The sequence below is a fragment of the Alistipes sp. An66 genome (genome assembly GCF_002161445.1).
Classification (GTDB): domain Bacteria; phylum Bacteroidota; class Bacteroidia; order Bacteroidales; family Rikenellaceae; genus Alistipes; species Alistipes cottocaccae.
In genome coordinates, this window is sequence record NZ_NFHT01000006.1 from 21,176 (window position 1) to 41,668 (window position 20,493).

The following is a 20,493-nucleotide window of genomic DNA, read 5'->3' on the forward strand; positions in this document are numbered from 1 at the left end:
CACGGAGCCGGAAGGCTCCGTGCCTTTTCACGTATGGGGCGCTCCCCGCCCCTTCCTACCGTTTGCGGAGGTAAACCGTTGCCGTACGGGAGGTGTTGTAGATGCGGATGCGCGGGTATTTGTTCCCCTGCTCGTCCTCGACGTTGAACGAGAAGTGCTCGGAATCCATCGCCTGCCGCTCCTGACCCCCGAACCGCTTCTCGTCGGTCGAGAGGATCGGCACATACTTGCCCGGCCCCTGCACCGGCAGCTCGTAGTCGGGAATCGAGGCCGTGGGGTGCCAGTTGAAGACGAAGAGCAGCCGTCCGTGCGAGAAGACCATCGTCTTGTTCTGTTCGTCCATCAGCAGGTTCCAGGCGTAGCCGTCGGCCAGCACCCTGTATTTCTTGATGAGGCGGATCATCGCGCGGTCGAAATCCCCGAGCCAGACGTAACGCAGCAGCCCGTTGCGGGCCAGCGACCACTGACGCCGGGCGTGGGCGTAGCTCCACCCGTTTCCCTCGCGCGGGAAGTCGATCCACTCGGGATGCCCGAACTCGTTGCCCATGAAGTTGAGGTAGGCCTGCCCGCCCGTGGAGATGGTCATCAGGCGGATCATCTTGTGCAGGGCCATGCCGCGGTCGATGATGAGGTTTTCGGAGGCGCGGTCCATGTGGAAGTACATCTCCTTGTCCATCAGTCGGAAGGCGATGGTCTTGTCGCCGACGAGGGCCTGGTCGTGCGATTCGGCGTAGGCCACGGTCTTGACGTCGGGCAGGCGGTCGGTCATCACGGACCACATCTCCCAGATGTTCCACTCCTCGTCGGGGACATCTTTCAGCAGCTTGATCCAGAAGTCGGGAATGGCCATGCCGAGGCGGTAGTCGAAGCCGATTCCGCCGTCGTCGAGGGGGATGCACATCCCGGGCATGCCGCTCACGTCCTCGGCGATGGTGACGGCCGCAGGGCGGAACTCGTGGACGAGTCGGTTGGCGAGCGAGAGGTAGGCGATGGCATCCTCGTTGACGCCCTCGTCGAAGAAGCGCTCGCGGGCGTCGAACGAGACGTAGCCGTGGTGGTGGTAGATCATCGACGTCACGCCGTCGAAGCGGAAGCCGTCGAAATGGAACTCGTCGAGCCAGTACTTGACGTTCGACAGCAGGAAGTGCTGCACCTCCTCCTTTCCGTAGTCGAAGAGTTTCGAATCCCAGTAGGGCTGGTTTCCGGCCTCGCCGGGCTTCGAGTAGAGGTGGTCCGTACCGTCGAGTTCGTTGATCCCCTCGTTGAGGTTCTTGACGTAGTGGGCGTGCACGAGGTCCATGATGACGGCCAGCCCGAGTTCGTGGGCGCGTCGGATCAGCTCTTTGAGCTCCTCGGGGGTCCCGCAGCGCGACGAGGGTGCGAAGAAACTCGACACGTGGTATCCGAACGACCCGTAGTAGGGGTGCTCGGCGATGGCCATGAGCTGCACGGCGTTGTATCCGTCGCGCTTGATGATCGGGAGGATCTTCTCGGTGAATTCGCGGTAGGTGCCGACGCCCTCGCGCTCCTGGGCCATGCCGACGTGTGCCTCGTAGATCAGCAGGCTCCCGTTCTTCGAGGCGTCGAAGTCGTCGCCGCGCCAGTCGAACGGCTCGGCGGGCTGCCAGAACTGCGCGGTGTAGTCTTTGGTCGCGTCGTCCTGGACCACGCGGCGGGCGTAGGCCGGGATGCGGTCCATCCATCCGTTGTCGCCGTGGACGTGGATCTTGTAGAGGGATCCGTGTGTGAGTCGGTCGCGGTACATGGCCGCGGGGAAGAAGGCGCTCCAGACGCCAGCGGTATCGCGGTGCATCCGGATTTCGGTGCGCTGCCAGTTGTTGAAGTCGCCGAAAACGTAGACGTCCTGCGCCCCGGGGAGCCATTCGCGCAGCCACCATCCGTCGAGGGTTTCGTCCCACTGCCAGCCGAAATAGCGGTATCCGTTGGCGTAGTCGACGATCGACCCGGCCGCGTGCTCGATAGCCTCCATTTTAGCCGTGTAGCGGGCGTGGCGACGGTTCATCTGCTCCTCGACGGGTCGGAGCCACTCGTCCCGTTCGACGATCGGGAGTCTTTTGTCTGTTTTTTCCATGACGGGGGTCTTTTATACAAATATATGAAAAATTTTTCTATCTTTGTCGGCGAACCAAAAAAACCGTTTACTAATACCAACGTACAATTATGTTCAAAGGACAACCCAAAGGCCTGTATGCCCTTTCGCTGGCCAACACGGGCGAGCGCTTCGGCTACTACACCATGCTTGCGATCTTCACGCTCTTCCTGCAAGCGAAGTTCGGTTACACCGAAGCGGTCACCACCCAGATTTACGGCATCTTTCTCGCCGCGGTCTACTTCATGCCCTTCTTCGGCGGCATCCTGGCCGACCGGTTCGGCTTCGGGAAGATGGTTACGCTGGGCATCTTCGTGATGTTCGCGGGCTATGCGCTGCTCTCGATCCCGACGGGTACGGGATTCGCGGGACAGGCGATGATGTTCGGTGCGCTGGCCCTGATCGCCTGCGGCACGGGTCTCTTCAAGGGGAACCTGCAAGTGCTGGTGGGCAACCTCTACGATGACCCGGCCTACCAGTCGAAACGCGACAACGCCTTTTCGATTTTCTATATGGCCATCAACATCGGTGCGATGTTCGCCCCGGCAATGGCCAAGTGGATCACCAACTATTTCCTGGCCCAGGACGGCCTGGTCTACAACGGTCAGATTCCGGCCCTCGCGCACCAGTACCTCGAACTGGGGGCGCAGATGCCTGCCGAACCGCTTGCCAAGTTGCAGGAGCTGGCTGCGTCGATGAACGCGACGATCACCGATCTGGGCGAGTTCTCGCGCCACTACATCGAGAAACTCTCCACGGCCTACAACATGGGCTTCGGTGTGGCATGCGTGTCGCTGGTCGTTTCGTACCTGATCTACGTGGGCTTCCGCCGCACCTTCAAGCACGCCGACGTGACGGCCAAGCAGCAGGCTGCCGCCGCAACGGCCTCCGGAGCGAAAGCCGCCGAGCTGACCCCCGCGCAGACCAAGTCGCGCATCACGGCGCTGATGCTGGTCTTCGCCGTTGTGATCTTCTTCTGGATGGCCTTCCACCAGAACGGCTCGACGATGACCTTCTTCGCCCGCGACTACACGACCTCCGAGGCCACGGGCGTCACGCGCATGGGCTTCGACATTTTCAATCTGGTGCTGGTGCTCGTCGGGGTCTACGGCATCGTGGGCTTCTTCCAGTCGGAGAAGCTCCGCGGGAAACTCATCAGCGCCGCCGCGTTCGCCGTCGCCGCGGGAGCCCTGATCTACCGCTATACGCTCACGCCCGATCCGGTTCACATCCTGCCGCAGGAGTTCCAGCAGTTCAATCCCTTCTATGTCGTGGGTCTCACGCCGATCTCGGTGGCGATCTTCACGGCGCTGGCCCGCAGGGGCAAGGAGCCCTCGGCCCCGCGCAAGATCGGCCTCGGGATGATCATCGCGGCCTTCGGCTTCCTGATCCTGACGATCGGTTCGCTGGGTCTGATGTCGCCCGTTGAGGTGAAGGCCGCCGGCGCCAGCGATACGTTCGTGTCGCAGAACTGGCTGATCTCGACCTACCTGGTACTGACGTTCGCCGAACTGCTGCTCTCGCCGATGGGTATCTCGTTCGTCTCGAAGGTTGCTCCTCCGAAGTACAAGGGCATGATGATGGGCTGCTGGTTCGCCGCCACGGCCATCGGCAACTACGCCACGTCGCTCATCGGCTACCTCTGGGGCAGCGGCATGGCGCTGTGGATGGTGTGGAGCGTGCTGATCGTGCTGTGTCTGCTCTCGGCGCTCTTCATCTTCTCGATCATGCGCAAACTCGAAAACGCGACTGCGGCCTGATGCCAGCGGTCTTTGCATGGGAAAGGCCCGGACGATCGACGTCCGGGCCTTTTTCAATCCCGGAGAGCCCGCACTTAAAAACCGGAAAACTTTTTTGGTTTTTCGGGTTTTATTTTTATATTTGTGACGACACTAAACTCTCGGGATCATGGATCAGAAGGAACGGATCGTAGCCCAGGCCATGCAGATGTTCGTCTCGCAGGGCATCAAGGCGGTGCGTATGGACGACATTGCGCAGCAGCTGGGGGTTTCGAAGCGCACGCTCTACGAACTCTTCGGAGACAAGGAGAGCCTGCTCTACCTGGCCATGGAGCATTTTTTCGAGAGCAAGCGTCTCGAACGTCGGGCCGCCTGCGAGGGGGCCCGGAACGTGCTTGAAGCGATGTTTCGGGTGCTGGGGCGCGTCATGGAGGATTCGGAGGTGATCCACCGTCTGCTGGGGAATCTGCGGAAGTTTTATCCGGGGGTTCACGAGCGGCTGTTGCGCGAAGGCTCGGCGAAGAGCCGCTGCGATCTGGGCAACATGCTCCGGCAGGGGATCTCCGACGGCCTGTTCGTGGAGACGATCAACATCGATCTGGCCATCTCGGTACTTTACTATACGGCGTCGGCGATCACCGACCGCAAGGACCTGCTTCTGCCCGAAGGGATGAGCGAACGCGAGGCCTTCGTGCAGATCGTGAGCAACTTTTTCCGGGGGATCTCGACGCCCGAGGGCGCCCGGCTCGTGGACGACTACCGACGGAGTCTGAACTCCTCCGGGCCCGGGAATTGAGCCGGACGGCCATTCATGAAAATAGCGTACAGATACAATATGAAAAAAAGGGTACTGACCATGTTTCTTGCCGCGGGGATTCTCGGTATCTCCGGAGTGTCGGCACAGCTGCGTCTGACGCTTTCCGCGGCGTTGGAGATCGCGTTGAGCGAGAATCCGACCGTGCGGGTCGCGGAGATGGAGGTGGCGCGTTACGACTACGTGAAACGCCAGACGTGGGGGAGTCTGCTGCCGCAACTCTCGGCGTCGGGCAGCTATACGCGTTCGATCGTGAAGTCGGAGATGCGGGGCGGGATTTCGTTCGGCGCCGACAATACGTTCGCCGTGCAGGGGGACCTGACGCTGCCGCTCTTCGCGCCGGCGGTCTACCGGACGCTGAAAATGAACGACACGCAGCGCGCCGCGGCGGTCGAGGCGGCTCGTTCGTCGCGCATCGACCTGGCGGCCGAAGTGCGTAAGGCGTTCTACAACATCCTGCTGGCCGAGCAGTCGCTGGCGGTGCTGCGCGAATCGGAGGCCACGGTGCAGCGCACGGTCGACGACACGCGGGTGCAGTACGACCACGGCCTGGCGTCGGAATACGACCTGCTGACGGCGCAGGTGCAGTTGAGCAACCTGCGGCCTACGATCCTGCAAACCGAGAACTCGATCAAGCTGGCGAAGCTGATGTTGAAGATGTACCTCTCGATTCCGGAGGAGGTGGAGATCGAGGTCGAGGGCGAGCTGGACGGGATGCGCGACGAGGTGCTGGCCGGGACCGAGGGTCTGACGGCGGACGTCTCGGAGAACAGCAGCCTGCGGTCGCTGGAATTGCAGGAGGAGCTGTTGCAGCGGTCGCTGCGGGCGGCCAATGCGGGGCGTCTGCCGACGCTGGCGGCCTTCGGCTCGGCCTCCTGGACGGGCAACGACATGGAACCCTTCCTGAATATGGGCGCGGGCGACGATTCGCGCTATTTCTGGACGCATCCGATCTCGGTGGGAGTCCAGCTGTCGGTCCCGATCTTCGCGGGGCTGACGCGCATGAACAAGTCGCGCGAATTGAAGAACCAGCTTTCGCAGGTGGCCCTGCAACGGGTCTACGCGCGGCAGCAGCTGGACGTACAGGTGCGCTCGGCGCTGAACGACCTGCTGACGGCGCGCGAGACGATGTTCGCGCAGGAGAAGACCGTGGAGCAGGCGCGCAAGGCCTACCGGATCTCGGATACGCGCTACCGGGCCGGAGCGGGCACGATCCTCGAACTGAACAGCGCGCAGCTGGCGCAGACGCAGGCGCAGCTGAACTTCTCGCAGGCGATCTACGACTACCTCTCGGCGAAGGCCGAGTACGACCGGATCGTGGGGCGCGAACGATGATTGGGAAACGAAAACGGAAGAGAGATATGAAAAAGATGCTGTGGATGGTGGCGGCTGCCGCGATGACGGTGGGCTGCACAGGCAAACGGGCGGCGGTATCGGCGCCGGAAGAGGCGCGGGTCCTGACACGCGGTATGACGGCCGAGGAGGCCCCGGTACGGCTCGTCGAGGAGTTCACCTCGGAGATCGAGCCCTACAAGGAGAACGACATCACGCCGGCGGCCTCGGGCGTGCATATCGACCGGATTCTGGTCGAGGTGGGCGATGCGGTCCGCGAGGGGCAGCTGGTGGTATCGCTCGACCCGACGCAGTACACGCAGCAGTTGGTGCAGTTGCAGACCATCGAGAGCGACTACAACCGTCTGCTTCCGGTCTACGAGGCCGGAGGCATCTCGGCGCAGCAGATCGAGCAGGCGCGGGCGCAGCTGGACGTGCAGCGCGAGGTGGTTGCGAACCTGAAAAAGAACATCGAGGTGCGCTCGCCGATTTCGGGCGTCGTTACGGCGCGGAACTACGAGTCGGGGGACCTTTTCGCGCAGCAGCCGATCCTGCACATCATGCAGATCGACCCGTTGAAGGTGATCGTGAACATCTCGGAGCAGTTTTTCCCGCAGGTGAAGGTCGGGATGCCGGTGTCGCTGTACGTGGAGATCTTCCCCGAAGAGAGCTTCACGGGCCGGGTGTCGCTGATCTATCCGGCGCTGGACGCCGCGACGCGGACCTTCAAGGTGGAGGTGACGGTTCCGAACGGAGCGGGTCGTCTCCGTCCGGGGATGTACGCCCGTACGGCCTTCGACATGGGCGGCAAGACGGGTGTGATGGTTCCGGACGTGGCCGTGCAGAAACAGGTGGGCTCGGCCGAACGCTACGTGTACGTCATCGTGGGCGACACGGTTGCCGAACGTCGTTCGGTGGAGGTGGGGCGGCAGGTCGGCGACCGCGTGGACATCCTGCGGGGTGTGGCTTCCGGCGAGCAGGTGGCCGTGACGGCGCTGTCGAAGCTCTTCGACGGGGCCCGCGTGGAAATCAAGGAGGATTAAAAAAGGCTGTCAGATGAAAATTTACGAAAGTGCGGTCCGCAAGCCGATCTCCACGGTGCTGTTGTTCGTCGGCGTGCTGGTCATGGGGCTCTTCTCGCTCTCGCACCTGGCCGTGGACCAGTATCCGGAGATCGAGATTCCGCAGATTTCGGTCATCACGATGTATCCGGGGGCGAACGCCGCGGAGATCGAGACCAACATCACGCGGGTGCTGGAGGACAACCTCAATACGGTGAGCAACCTGAAAAAGCTGACCTCCAAGTCGCAGGACAACGTTTCGATGATCACCGTGGAGTTCGAGTACGGCTCGGATCTGGACGAGGGTGCGAACGAGATCCGCGATGCGGTGTCGCGCGTGCAGTCGATGCTGCCCGACGGCATCGAGTACCCGACGATCTTCAAGTTCTCGTCGTCGATGATGCCGATCATGATGCTGGCGGTGACGGCCGAGGAGAGCTATCCGGCGTTGAGCAAGATTCTGGACGACAAGCTGGTCAACGTGCTGAACCGCGTGGACGGTGTGGGAGCCGTGTCGGTGATCGGCGCCCCGGAGCGTGAGGTTCAGGTGAACGTCGATCCGGTGCGTCTGGACGCCTACGGGCTGTCGGTCGAGCAGCTGGGCCAGATCATCGCCGCGGAGAACGTGAACATCCCGAGCGGGACGATCGACATCGGCAACAATACGTTCAACATCAAGGCGGACGGGGAGTTCAAGCTCTCGGACGAGCTGCGCAAGGTGGTTGTCTCGAATGCCGGAGGCCGCACGGTGATGCTTTCGGACGTGGCGGAGATCCGCGACACGCTGGAAAAGGCGACGATGGACGAGCGTGTCAACGGCCAGCGGGGCGTGCGGGTGATGTTCCAGAAGCAGTCGGGGGCCAACACGGTGAATATCGTGCGGGAGATCCAGTCGCGGCTGCCGGCGATCCAGAAGACGCTGCCGCGCGACGTGAAGATGGAGTTGATCTTCGAGGGTTCGCAGGAGATCACCGACGCCATCGACTCGCTCTCGGAGACGATTCTCTATGCGTTTGTCTTCGTGGTGCTGGTGGTGATGATCTTCCTCGGGCGGTGGCGTGCGACGCTGATCATCTGCATGACGATCCCGGTGTCGCTGATCTGTTCGTTCATCTACCTCTTCGCCACGGGATCGACGCTGAACATCATCTCTCTGTCGTCGCTGTCGATCGCCATCGGCATGGTGGTCGACGATGCCATCGTGGTGCTTGAAAACATCACGACGCACATCGAACGGGGTTCGAACCCGAAGGAGGCGGCGATCTATGCCACGAACGAGGTGTGGCTGTCGGTGATCGCCACGACGCTGGTGGTCGTAGCGGTGTTCCTGCCGCTGACGATGGTCCCGGGCATGGCGGGCATCCTGTTCCGCGAGCTGGGGTGGATCGTGACGATCGTGGTGTGCGTCTCGACGGCGGCGGCCATCACGCTGACGCCGATGATGTCGGCCTACATGCTCCGCCTCGAAGGGGGCGTGCACGACTACAAGGGCGTGGGGGTGGTTTACAAACCCATCGACCGGGCGCTGACGTGGCTCGACGAGGCCTATGCGCGGTCGCTGAACTGGGTGGTGCACCACCGGCGGATCACGGTTTTTTCGATGATGTCGGTCTTCGTGGTGTCGCTGGGTCTGCTGACGCAGGTGCCGACGGAGTTCTTCCCGCCGTCGGACAACAACCGGATTGCGGCGACCGTCGAGCTGGAACAGAACATTTCGGTGGAGTACACGTCGCGGATTGCGCGTCAGATCGACAGCATCATCTATGCGAAGTATCCCGAGGTGATCCTCGTCTCGGCGTCGGCCGGTGCGAATTCGTCGGACAACGCCTTTGCGGCGATGCAGACTACGGGTTCGCACATCATCAACTATAACATCCGCCTGACGGATGTCGAGGCGCGCGAGCGGTCGATCTACGTGATTTCGGACCTGCTGCGTCGGGATCTCGACGGGATTCCGGAGATCCGGCAGTATACGATCACGCCGGGCGGAGCGATGGGCGGCATGGTGGGCGGCGCGGCGACGGTGGACATCAAGGTTTTCGGTTACGACATGGACCTGACGAACACCGTTGCGAACGATTTGAAGGAGAAGATGCGCGAGCTGCCGGGCGTGCGGGACGTGAAGCTTTCGCGCGACGACCTGCGTCCGGAGTACAACGTGGTCTTCGACCGCGACCGCCTGTCGTACTACGGGATGAACAGCGCCACGGCGTCGCAGGCCGTGCGGAACCGCATCGACGGCCTCGTGGCGTCGAAATACCGCGAAGACGGCGACGAATACGACATCGTGGTCCGCTACGCGGAGCCCTTCCGCACGCGGGTGGAGGATGTCGAGAACATCACGCTGTACAATGCGCAGGGGCGCCCGGTGAAGCTCAAGGAGGTGGGTTCGGTGGTTGAGGAGTACGCCGCGCCGGAGATCGAGCGCGAGAACCGCCAGCGGGTCATCTCGGTGGAGTCGACGCTCGGGGCGGGTGTTGCGCTGGGCGACGTGGTGACGGAGGTGAACCGCCTGCTTGCCGGTTATCCGACGCCGGACGGCGTGGATCTCGAAGTGGGCGGAACGGTCGAGGACCAGGGTGACGCCTTCACGGACCTGATGACGCTCTTCGTGCTGATCGTCATTCTGGTCTACATCGTCATGGCCACGCAGTTCGAGTCGCTGAAATTCCCGTTCATCATCATGTTCACGATTCCGTTCGCCTTCACGGGCGTGTTCCTGGCGCTGTGGATGACCTCCACGCCGCTGTCGCTCATTGCGCTGATCGGTGCGATCATGCTGGTGGGCATCGTGACGAAGAACGGCATCGTGATGGTGGACTACATGAACCTCCTGATCGAGCGCGGCTCGGGGGTCTTCGACGCGGTGATTGCGGGCGGCAAGAGCCGTCTGCGTCCGGTGCTGATGACGTCGTTCACGACGGTGCTGGGCATGCTGCCGTTGGCCATCAGCACGGGCGCCGGGTCGGAGACGTGGCAGCCGATGGGTATTGCGGTGATCGGGGGTCTGACCTTCTCGACGATCCTGACGCTCTTCATCGTTCCGGTGCTCTATTCGATTCTGGTGAACCGTTCGCAGCGCAAGGAGCAGGAGCGTCTGGCCCGCCTTGCGGCCGCGCACCAGGCGAGCGCCCATTGATCCGGGGGCCGGAGAGCGTTCCGGTGCGATTGAAAGGGGAAACTGAAAAAACGAAAACACGCTATGAAAGCCGTATTCTTATCCTATAATCAGGCATTGACCGACCGGGTGCATGCCATTCTCGACGAACAGGGGATCCGGGGCTTCACGAAGTGGGCGCTGACCCAGGGCCGGGGTTCTGTGGACGGCGAGCCCCACTACGGGACGCACGCCTGGCCGTCGATGAACGCCTCGATTCTGGCGATCGTCGAGGACGGGCAGGTGGCACCGCTCATGGAGGCGTTCCGTGCGATGGATGCCGCGACGAAGATGCAGGGTTCGCGGGCCTTCGTGTGGAATATCGAATCGGGGTTCTGATTCGCCGCCGGGTTGCCGGGGAATTGCCGGTCGGTTTGTTGATTCGCCGCCGGGCCGCCGGGTGCATTGCCGGTCGGTTGGTGGATTTGCCGCCGGGTGCGTTGCCGGGTGCGTTGTCGGTCGGTTGGCGGAGAAACCCCTTCCTTTCTTCTGCCGGATGGCGGACCGGGGAGCCATTCTATCTCCCCCCCCCTCCTGACGAAAGCCCTCGCCCGAAACATCGGGCGAGGGGCCTTCTTTTGGGCAGAAAAGGCGCTTGCTGCCTATTCGAGTTCGATTTTCAGGGCGAACCCGCCGCCGGGGGCGAGATGCACCTCGAACGGACGTGAGGTGTCGATGACCGTCTCCCCGCGCTTGTAGTCCGAGGCCTTGCGGTCGGCATTCACGCCGTCGCGGAAGATCTCGGCCTTGCGGCTGCCGCCGAGGAACGAAAGGTCGACTTTCAGGTCGCGGGGCGTCCAGTCGGTGATTCCGCCGACGTACCACGTCGAACCCTTGCGGCGGGCCGTGACGATGTATTCGCCGATGCGTCCGTCCAGCACGCGGGTCTCGTCCCAGACGGTCGGGATCGCGGCGATGAAGCGCGTGCACTCGGGCTCCCGGAGGTAGTTCGTCGGGGAGTCGCAGAGCATGTTCAGCGGGGATTCCAGCACGACATAAAGGGCCAGCTGGTGGCAGCGCGTACCCTGGCTCATCGGCTCGGAGTTGCAGGGGCGGTAGTTGCTGTGCGTGGCGTTGAGCATGGCGCCCTGGGTGTAGTCCATGGGGCCGGCGACCTGGCGCGTGAAGGGGATCGTTACGTCGTATTTCATCTGATCCACCGAGACCGGGCTCCATTTCATCTGTTCGAGACCGTGGACGCCCTCGAAGTTGAGGAGGTTGGGCCAGGTGCGCTGCAACCCGGCGGGCTTGTGGGTTCCGTGGAGGTCGAGGATGAGGCGGTATTTGGCGGCGGTTTCGGCGGCCCGGACGTTGAAGGCGGTCATCTGCTGGTCGTCGCGGTCCATGAAGTCGACCTTGAAACCCTTGACGCCCATTGCGGCATAGTGGCGGCAGACCTCCTCCATGTCGCGCTCGAAGGCGTGGAATCCGGCCCAGAGGATGATCCCGACGTTCTTCGAAGCGGCGTAGCCGACGATCTCGCGCATGTCGATGTCGGGGTTGAGCAGCATCAGGTCCTCGCCCTTTCCGGCGGCCCATCCGTCGTCGAGGATCACGTATTCGATGCCCTGCGCGGCGGCGAAGTCGATGTAATACTTATAGGTCTGGGTGTTGATTCCGGCACGGAAGTCGACGCCCGCGAGGTTCCAGGCATTCCACCAGTCCCAGGCGACCTTTCCGGGGCGGATCCAGGAGATGTCGTCGATCTTCGAGGGTTCGGCGAGCAGCCAGCTCAAATCCGACGCGGCGATTTGGGGATCGCTGCCGACCACGGCCACGCGCCACGGGAACGAGCGCGGCGTCTCGACGCGGGCGATGTAGGGAGCGCGTTCCCGGACGATGTGCTGGATTCCGTTGTATCCGCCGGGTTGGGTCTTGATGGGGCAGGGCGCGAACTGGCCCGTGAGTGTCGTTCCTCCGTCCGTATTGCGGAGGAAGAGCCCCGGATAGGCCTGAAGGTCGCTCTCCGTGATGCAGATCTTCACACCCGCTCCGGCATCCACGACCAGCGGCAGGAAGGCCAGACGCCCGGTGTTGAGCTGCGAGAGCGGAGCTACCGTATAGATGTTTTCGAATGAATTGAAGTACTGGCTGTTCCAGTCTCCGTCCTTGCCCGAACGCACGTAGGGGAGCGTGGTCTGGTAGTCCTCCGGGAACCGGAATTCGACCTGTTCGTTCACGATGGCGAACGGTTTTTTCGCACGGCTGACGAAGCGGTAGGCGATACCGTCGTCGTAGGCGCGGAATTCGAGGTCCCAGTCTCCTTTCATGCGGAGCGTCAGGGCGTTGTAGTGTTCGCGGATCGAGTCGGCACGGTAGAGCGGCGATGCGATGCGTCGGTCGACGCTCGTGCGAGAGGCTTTTGTTACGCGGGCCTTCGGGCCCCATACGGAACCGTTGTCCAGCGTCAGGGCGACCGGCGAGGGATTCATCAGCGTCCTCCCGTCGCGCACGATGTCGTAGGTGAGTATCTCACCGACCGAGACGGTCGTTTGCAGGGCTCCGTTCGGAGCGGTCAGCGTGTAGGTTTTCTGCGCCTGGACGGCGGCCGCGAGCAGGAGTGCCGCGGCGAGCAAAAGCGGTTTCTTCATTCGGCAAGCAATTTAGAGTTGGTGAGTTTCGCGGTTGAGTTTGTAAAAATAATAAAAAATCCCGAAGATGCAAATTTCCGCTCCCTCCGGCCGTCGGGACGGGAACAGCCCCGGATTGTTTTTGAGACGGGAGAGCCGGGTTTTCCCAAAAATTCTTACCTTTGCGGACATGAAACTCACCTTTCTGGGAACCGGGACGTCGCAGGGCGTACCCGTGATCGGATGCCGTTGCGGGGTCTGCACGTCGGCCGACCGCCGGGACCGCCGCCTGCGGACCTCGGCGATGGTCGAGACGCGGGGCGTTCGGCTGGTGATCGACGCCGGGCCGGACTTCCGCTACCAGATGCTCCGCACGGGCGTGCGGCATCTGGACGCCATCCTGCTGACCCACGAACACAAGGACCACATCGGGGGTCTGGACGACGTGCGGGCGTTCAATTTCGTGGACTACCCGCCGACGGTCCATCGGGTGGACATCTACGCTTCGCCGCGGACGCTGGCGTGCGTGCGCAAGGACTTCGACTACGCCTTCGCGCAGGACAAGTACCGCGGAGTCCCGGAGATCGAGCTGCACGAGATCGACGTCTCGCGTCCCTTTACGGTCCGTGGGGTGGAGATCGTCCCGGTGTCGGGCCGCCATTCGGAGCGCTTCACGGTGACGGGCTACCGGATCGGTCGGCTGGCCTATCTGACGGACTTCAAGACGATCGGGGATGAGGAGGTGGAGAAGCTCCGCGGGGTGGAGGTGCTGGTGGTCAACGCGCTGCGCTTCAAGGAGCACTATTCGCACTTCAACGTTGCGGAGGCGTTGTCGCTGATCGCCCGGGTGGGGCCTCGGGAGGCGTGGCTGACACACATGTCGCACGACATCGGGCTGCACGCCGTGACGGAGCCGACGCTGCCTCCGGGGGTGCACATGGCCTGCGATACGCTGGAAATCGAACTGGAAGATTGAACGATATGAAGACATTGAAAGATCGGGTGATCGTCATCACGGGCGCCTCGTCGGGGATCGGCGAGGCGATGGCGAAGGTCTATGCGGCCCAGGGGGCCCGGGTGGTTCTCGGCGCCCGGAGCGTGCAGAAATTGCAGCTGCTGGCGGGTGAGATCCGGGGCCGGGGCGGTCAGGCTGCCTACTGCGGCGTGGACGTCACGAAGCCGGAGGAGTGCCGGGCGCTGATCGAGACGGCGGTCCGGGAGTTCGGGCGGCTGGACGTGCTGATCTGCAACGCGGGGATCTCGATGCGGGCTTTGTTCGACGATGTGGACCTCGACGTGCTGCACCGCCTCATGGACGTGAACTTCTGGGGCACGGTCTACTGCTGCAAATACGCGCTGCCGTATCTCCAACGGACGAAGGGTTCGATCGTGGGCATTTCGTCGGTGGCGGGGTTGCACGGCCTGCCGGGCCGCACGGGCTATTCGGCGTCGAAATACGCGATGACGGGTTTTTTGGAGACGTTGCGGATCGAGAACCTCAAAAAGGGGCTTCACGTGATGATCGCCTGCCCGGGATTCACGGCCTCGAACGTGCGCTTCTCGGCGCTGACGGCCGACGGGTCGCAGCAGGGCGAGACGCCGCGCGACGAGTCGAAGATGATGACGGCCGAGGAGGTGGCCCGGATCGTGGGGCGGGGGATCGTGCGGCGCAGGCGGCTGTGCCTGATGGAGGCGGAGGGCCGAGCGACGCATTTCGTGAAGAAGTTCGCGCCGGGGTTCCTCGACCGGATGTTCTATCTGGTGATGTCCCGCGAGCCGGACTCGCCGCTGAAATAGAGGGCCGCAAAGGCCGCAGAAAGGGGGTGCCGCCTGTGGGTCACCCCCCCCTTTTTTGTCTCGGGAAGTCTCCCGCGAACCCGTCCGAAAGGGTTGCAGGGCGTTTTTCGAAATCCCCTTTGGGAAGCCTTTCCGGACGGTTTTTGGACAAAATCCGCATTCCGTTGCACAAAATTGAAGGTTATTTGAGCGGTTTTGAAAATCAATTCTTCAATTCTCGGGGTCTCTCCGCGGGGTTATGGGTACTTTTGTATTCGTCAAAACAACCTGAACACAAAAACCTGAACCATTCATGAGAAAAAACCTCCTCCTGATTCCGGGACTTTTTTCCCTCTTTTTGCTGGGCTCCTGCACCCCGGAGTCCGATCCCAAGGTCGAGGCCGTGAAACGGGCGCTCGACGTTGCGCGATCCCAACTGGAACTCTCCGCTTCGGAATTCGATTCGCTGCCGGGCTTTCCGCGTTCGCTGATGCCGAAATTCAAGGTCGTTGACCCGAAGGACTGGACCAGCGGCTTCTATCCGGGGACGCTGTGGGAGGCCTACCGCCTGACGGGCGACGAGCGCCTGCGTGCCGAGGCCGGGAAATTCACCGCGCGCCTCGAAGGCATACAATATTATAAGGGGACGCACGACCTGGGCTTCATGGTCTTTTGCAGCTACGGACAGCAGCAGCAGACGCTCCACGACGCCCATTCGGCCGAAGTGATCGTCGAGGCGTCGAACAGCCTCATTTCGCGCTGCGATCCGGCCATTGGCGTGATCCGTTCGTGGGATTTCGGGGAGTGGAACTATCCGGTCATCATCGACAACATGATGAACCTGGAAATGCTCTTCTGGGCCTCGAAGCATACGGGCGACCCGCAATACCGTGACGTGGCGGTCCGCCATGCCGACATCACGCTGCGGAACCACTTCCGCGAGGACGCCAGTTCGTACCACGTGGTGAGCTACAACGACGACGGCACGGTCGAGAGCCGCGGGACGTTCCAGGGCTGCTCCGACACGTCGGCCTGGGCCCGGGGTCAGGGCTGGGGGCTCTACGGCTATACGATGTGCTACCGCGAGACGGGCGACACGAAGTATCTGGACCATGCACGGCGCATCGCCGCATTCATCATGAACCATCCGCGGACGCCCGAGGATCTGGTTCCCTACTGGGATTACGATGCTCCGGATATTCCCGACGCACCGCGCGACGCTTCGGCAGCGGCGGTGATCGCCTCGGCGCTCTTCGAGTTGTCGACGCTGGTTCCCGAAAGCGAGGGCAAGACCTATTTCGACCGGGCGGAAGCGATGCTGATGAGCCTTTCGTCGGACGCCTATCTGGCCGAAAAGGGCACCAACGGAGGTTTCATTCTGAAACACAGCGTGGGACACCTGCCGGCCGAGAGCGAGATCGACACGCCGCTGAACTACGCGGACTACTACTATCTGGAAGCCATCCAGCGTTATCTTTCGCTGCGGGGTCTCGACGCGCGTCGTCTCTGATCCGGAGGGCGGGGTATTTCCCTCCGTGCGGCCGTATCCTTCCGGGTGCGGTCCCCGGAGCGCATGCAGCAGACAAACAACCTAAAAATCACAAACCATATGAGAATTGAACTTTTACGGATTTTTGTCTCCGTAACCGGTCTGACATTCCTGTCGACCGGATGTTTGAGCGACGATGCGATCGTATCGCAGGGCGGGAGCTCGACGAAGGGCGTCTACGAACCGACGGCACCGTCGGATTCCGAGGTCCGGGCGGAGGCCTTTTCGGTGTTGAACCTCGACTATCCGGGAATGGAGGAGGTCAAGGCACATTTCGAGGCGGGCGAGCCGGGCAAGGCGGCCCTCGCGCTTCGCGACTACTACCGTTATTCGGCGCCGGTCAACAATCCGCTGGTCAACCTGCTGGGCACGACGCTCAGCGACGCGGAGCGCTCGGTTGCCGATGACGCGCTCTTCGAGAACGGCTACCGTTTCAAGGTCTCCACGTTCGTGGACGAAACGAACCATCCCTATTCGTATATGAATGCCGCGGGGGACGGCATCGACTGGACGCTCCACGCCGACGGCGATCAGGAGCAGCGGGGCCAGCTGCACCGCCACCAGTGGTTCGTGCCGCAGGCGAAGGCCTATTACGTGACGCGCGACGACCGGTACATCACCTCGTGGATCGGGGTCTACGACGACTGGTGGAAGACCCATCCCGCTCCGGAGTCCTATCCGGAGGCCAACCAGCCGAAGGATTACATCGGATGGGTTCCGTTGAGCGTGGCGGCGCGCGTGCAGGACATGTGCACGCTGATGGAGTATTACCGCTGGGCGGATGCCTTCGATGCGGCGGCCCTGACCCGTTTCGTGGAGCGGCTGTCGTTCCAGGTGGACTTCATCCGGAACAACTACTGGTCGGACTCGAACCACCGGATCTCGCAGGCCCAGGCCGTAGCGCTTGCGGGACTGCTGTTTCCGGAGATGAAGGCGGCTTCGGAGTGGGTCGACAGCGGGACTTCGATTCTCAACGAGGAGACCGCGAAGCAGTATTTCGCCGACGGGTGGCTCAAAGACAACGACCTGCACTACCACATCGGTTCGATCGAGAGTTTCCGTTCGGCGATGCTCGTGGCGGCGGCCAACGGCCAGACGGGTCGTTTCCCGGCCAGCTATACGGAGGCGATCCGGCGGATGGTCGAGGTGGAGAAGTACCTGATCTACCCGAATTATGCGGTCTACAACGCCGCGGATGGCGACTACAACTATTCGACGCCGAATTTCGGCGATACGCGTCCCACGTCGTGGACGCGCAACATTCTGCTGCGGCACATGCGCAACTACCGCGACCTGTTCCCCGATGACGAGGAGCTGAAATGGCTGGCCTCGCAGGGTGCCGAAGGGAAGATGCCTCCGACGGGCATCAAATGCTTCGAGGATGGCGGCCACTATACGATCCGCAACGGCTGGACCCGGGAGTCGACGATGATGGTGCTGGTGAATGCCGCCCAGACCCCCGTCGAGGCCTGGCACCGGCAGTGGGACAACAACAACTTCGAACTGTATGTCAACGGACGCCAGTTCTTCCCCGATTCGGGCGTGTTCAGCTACAACAGCGGGAGCAGCGACCGCAACACCTATGCCCGCACGGACAACCACTCGACGCTGACGCTCGACAAGGTGAACATCTCGTCGTGCCGGGGCGTGTGCCTGCTGGCCGAGGAGCGTGCGGACTACGACCTGCTGATTCTGGAAAATCCCTCCTATTCGGGGCTGACGCACCGTCGTTCGGTGTGGTTCGTCGAGGAGCGTTTCTTCGTGATTCTGGACGAGGGTTACGGTTCGGCCGCGGGGACCGTGAACCTGAACTTCCTGCTTCTGCCGGGCGGGTCGTCGGAGGTGGTCGTCGATGCGGATCAGAACGGTGCCCATACGGCTTTTGCGGACGGGAACAACCTGCTGGTCCGGACCTTTGCGAACAAGCCGGTGACGACGGCCACGCGGACCGGGAATGTCTCGTTGAAGCTGGACAACTCGACGACGCGCAAGGCCTACCGGATTGACATGAAGAAGAGCGCCGACGATGCGGCGGCACGCTTCATCACGATCCTCTGTCCCACGAAGGACGCGACTTCGGAGACGGTCGGGGCGTCGTTCGTGGACGAGCCCTTCTCCGAGACTTCGGCGCGCATTTCGGTGACGGTCGGCGGCCGGGAGTATCGTCTCTCCTATACGTTGGAACCTAAAAATTAACCCTATATGAACAAGTCATCCATTTTACACAACCTGTTGCTCATCGTCGCGCTCTGTGCGTCGGGCCTCTGGTCCTGCACGGAGGACGAGACCGCGAGCCCGGTTACGCTCCACTTCCAGTCGGTGGGCGACATCGGTCCCGGCATGCCCTATCGGGGCGTTGCTCCGACATACAGCGGCGCCGCGCCTTCGGACTTCGCCATCGAGTCCATCACGCTCGACGGGGTCTCCTTCACGGACGAGGTGCCCTGTTTCGCACTCGATCCGCAGTCGGGATTCCTGACGATCTCCGACAGCCGTGATCTTCCGCTGGGGACCTACCGTTTCACGGTGTCGTGCCTGGCTGCGGGGAGCCGGCATATTTTCCCCGATGCCTTCTCGGTGCGCATGGTCGCCGCGACTCCGGAACAGATCATCGTGACGCCGAATCTGATCGAGGCGCTCTACGACGAGGAGCGGGTCGCCTGGCCGACGGCGCAGGTGGCACCGGCCGACGAAGCCGTGTCGTTCAACGGCTACGCGCTCGTGCAGGAGAAGGGCAAGGAGTATTTCCAGATTTCGAGCAGCGGCGTCATTTCGGTCAACCTCAAATACGAGGGTACGATTCCTCCGGGGGTCTACAAACCGGTGCTGCGCCTGACCACGAAGGCCGGGTCGGCGGATTATGCGGACGCCGTGACGATCCGGGTGAACAGCGAGCCGCTGGGTGTTACCTATGCCCGCAATCCGGGTACGGCGGAGATCGGCACCGCTTTCCGGAGCGATGTACCCGAACTGCTGGGTTCGACCGACGAGGTGCATTATGCCATTCTTTCGGTGTCGCCCTCCACGGACCAGTTTGCGATCGACCCGGCGACGGGCGTCATTTCGCTGGCCGAGGGCCACACGCTTCCGGCCAACTCGTCGTATGAGTTCTCGCTGGCCGTGTCGAACAAGTTCAGCAACGGCGAGGCCGTAGCCCTGCGCGGCGTCTATGCGGTCGAGGTCGTTCCGTTCATTACGCCGATCGACCCGTCGACGTTCAGCTATGCCCCGGCGACGATGACCGAGGCCTGCAAGTTCGAGACGGAGAAGGCCGAAGGCTTCGTGGGCGATGTGGTAACCTTCTCGCTGGGCGAGCTTCCGGAGGAGCTGCAAGGCTGGGTCGTCATCGACAGCCAGACGGGCCGGATCACGATTCCGCGCGGCAACGGGATTCCGCAGGGCAGCTACGAGATTCCGGTCGTCGTGACCAATCCGAAGAGCGATCCGGAGGCTCCGACGACGGCGACGCTGTCGCTGACCGTCGAGGCGAACCCCAACATGTTCTACAAGTTCGGCTACGGCAACAACCTGGGTCTGCCGGCGGAGGAGCACTTCGACCAGTTCCGCTGGGACGGCGACGGCTCTACGAATGTGGATAAGGTCATACCGTTGTCGGGCGGCTACAACGACTTCAACGGCCGCACGCCGACCTTCAAGGTGGAGGTGATCCACGACTGGGCGATGCAGAATGCCGGGACGACCACGACGGTGGACACAAACGGCGACCTGCACCTGAAAATGCGCGGCAACCGCTGGGGACAGATCGGTTACGTGCGCGTAACGGCGACGCTGGGCGAGGGCGAGACCTCCGTATCGCGGTCGACGATCGTCTTCGTGATGCTGCGCAATCCGTCCAATAGCAACCAGATCGAATACACGCCGTTCGTCTTCCGGATCAATTCGCGGGCGGGCGGATACTCGGGCGTACCGCCGACGTACGGTTCGGGCGTCGACGCCTCGAAGGTGATGATGAGATGGCGCCAGAACTGTTTCTTCTACGAGGGCCTCGGCACCGGGGAGACGAAGTCCGGCGGCAAGCTCGAAGCCGGTCAGACCGAACGCACCATCTACAAGATCTGGGCAACCTATTTCAGCAATGGTATTGCAGACGTCTCCAACAGTATGCCTTTCAGTTGGTACAATACGACCGGAGTCAAGGACAGCAACGAGAACATGTCGCGGAAGCTGGGTTACTTCGATCCGGACAACGGCAACCAGCTCTACATCGCCCCGAACAAGTGGCTCAATGCCGGTCAGCCGGTCAACGGCGTACTGACCTTCCAGGCGAGCTATTCGGTCACGGCCAACAACGAGGATCTCGGGAAAACGACGAATCTGATCGGTGTGGCCGTATGGCTCGACGAGAATTTCTAACCTAACAGCAA

The 20,493-nt window shown here is 62.3% G+C and carries 13 protein-coding genes; 11 read left to right on the forward strand and 2 right to left on the reverse strand.

What is annotated here, in order from left to right; translation table 11 throughout:
- Window positions 1-55 precede the first annotated feature (55 nt).
- Entirely contained in the window at window positions 56-2,092 is a 2,037-nt protein-coding gene (locus B5G16_RS05765; protein WP_087262149.1) for an alpha-amylase family glycosyl hydrolase, read from the reverse strand.
- 89 nt (window positions 2,093-2,181) lie between these two features.
- Here B5G16_RS05765 and B5G16_RS05770 point away from each other — a divergent pair, with 89 nt between their 5' ends.
- From B5G16_RS05770 to B5G16_RS05795, 6 genes are all read left to right on the forward strand, one after another.
- Window positions 2,182-3,870: a peptide MFS transporter gene (locus tag B5G16_RS05770; RefSeq protein WP_087262151.1), complete on the forward strand. Its 1,689-nt coding sequence runs from the start codon at window positions 2,182-2,184 to the stop codon at window positions 3,868-3,870.
- Between the two features lie 148 nt (window positions 3,871-4,018).
- Window positions 4,019-4,645: a TetR/AcrR family transcriptional regulator gene (locus B5G16_RS05775; protein ID WP_087262153.1), complete on the forward strand. Its 627-nt coding sequence runs from the start codon at window positions 4,019-4,021 to the stop codon at window positions 4,643-4,645.
- Between the two features lie 39 nt (window positions 4,646-4,684).
- Window positions 4,685-5,998: a TolC family protein gene (locus B5G16_RS05780; protein ID WP_204228032.1), complete on the forward strand. Its 1,314-nt coding sequence runs from the start codon at window positions 4,685-4,687 to the stop codon at window positions 5,996-5,998.
- Window positions 5,999-6,024: 26 nt separating this feature from the next.
- Window positions 6,025-7,038, forward strand: a complete 1,014-nt coding sequence (locus B5G16_RS05785) for an efflux RND transporter periplasmic adaptor subunit (RefSeq protein ID WP_087262157.1) — start codon at window positions 6,025-6,027, stop codon at window positions 7,036-7,038.
- Between the two features lie 13 nt (window positions 7,039-7,051).
- Window positions 7,052-10,195 (forward strand): efflux RND transporter permease subunit, encoded by a 3,144-nt coding sequence (locus tag B5G16_RS05790; protein WP_087262159.1) that lies wholly within the window; start codon window positions 7,052-7,054, stop codon window positions 10,193-10,195.
- 63 nt (window positions 10,196-10,258) lie between these two features.
- Window positions 10,259-10,552, forward strand: coding sequence for a PG0541 family transporter-associated protein (locus B5G16_RS05795; protein WP_087262162.1), 294 nt, complete (start codon window positions 10,259-10,261; stop codon window positions 10,550-10,552).
- 263 nt (window positions 10,553-10,815) lie between these two features.
- Here the strand turns inward: B5G16_RS05795 and B5G16_RS05800 are convergent, their stop codons facing one another.
- Window positions 10,816-12,804, reverse strand: a complete 1,989-nt coding sequence (locus B5G16_RS05800) for a glycoside hydrolase family 97 protein (protein ID WP_087262163.1) — start codon at window positions 12,802-12,804, stop codon at window positions 10,816-10,818.
- A gap of 169 nt (window positions 12,805-12,973) precedes the next feature.
- On the opposite strand from B5G16_RS05800, the gene B5G16_RS05805 reads away from it, so the two are divergent.
- From B5G16_RS05805 to B5G16_RS05825, 5 genes are all read left to right on the forward strand, one after another.
- Window positions 12,974-13,759 (forward strand): MBL fold metallo-hydrolase, encoded by a 786-nt coding sequence (locus tag B5G16_RS05805; RefSeq protein WP_087262165.1) that lies wholly within the window; start codon window positions 12,974-12,976, stop codon window positions 13,757-13,759.
- Window positions 13,760-13,764: 5 nt separating this feature from the next.
- Window positions 13,765-14,580: an SDR family oxidoreductase gene (locus B5G16_RS05810; RefSeq protein ID WP_087262330.1), complete on the forward strand. Its 816-nt coding sequence runs from the start codon at window positions 13,765-13,767 to the stop codon at window positions 14,578-14,580.
- A 292-nt stretch (window positions 14,581-14,872) separates the two neighbouring features.
- Complete coding sequence (locus B5G16_RS05815) at window positions 14,873-16,069, forward strand: glycoside hydrolase family 88 protein (RefSeq protein ID WP_087262167.1); 1,197 nt, start codon at window positions 14,873-14,875, stop codon at window positions 16,067-16,069.
- Window positions 16,070-16,168: 99 nt separating this feature from the next.
- The gene (gene hepC / locus B5G16_RS05820) at window positions 16,169-18,304 is read left to right on the forward strand and encodes a heparin-sulfate lyase HepC (protein WP_162612028.1); all 2,136 of its coding nucleotides are present in this window, start codon (window positions 16,169-16,171) and stop codon (window positions 18,302-18,304) included.
- Between the two features lie 6 nt (window positions 18,305-18,310).
- Window positions 18,311-20,482 carry a surface glycan-binding family protein gene (locus B5G16_RS05825; protein ID WP_087262171.1) on the forward strand — a complete coding sequence of 724 codons (2,172 nt, stop codon included), beginning with the start codon at window positions 18,311-18,313 and terminating at the stop codon, window positions 20,480-20,482.
- Window positions 20,483-20,493 lie beyond the last annotated feature (11 nt).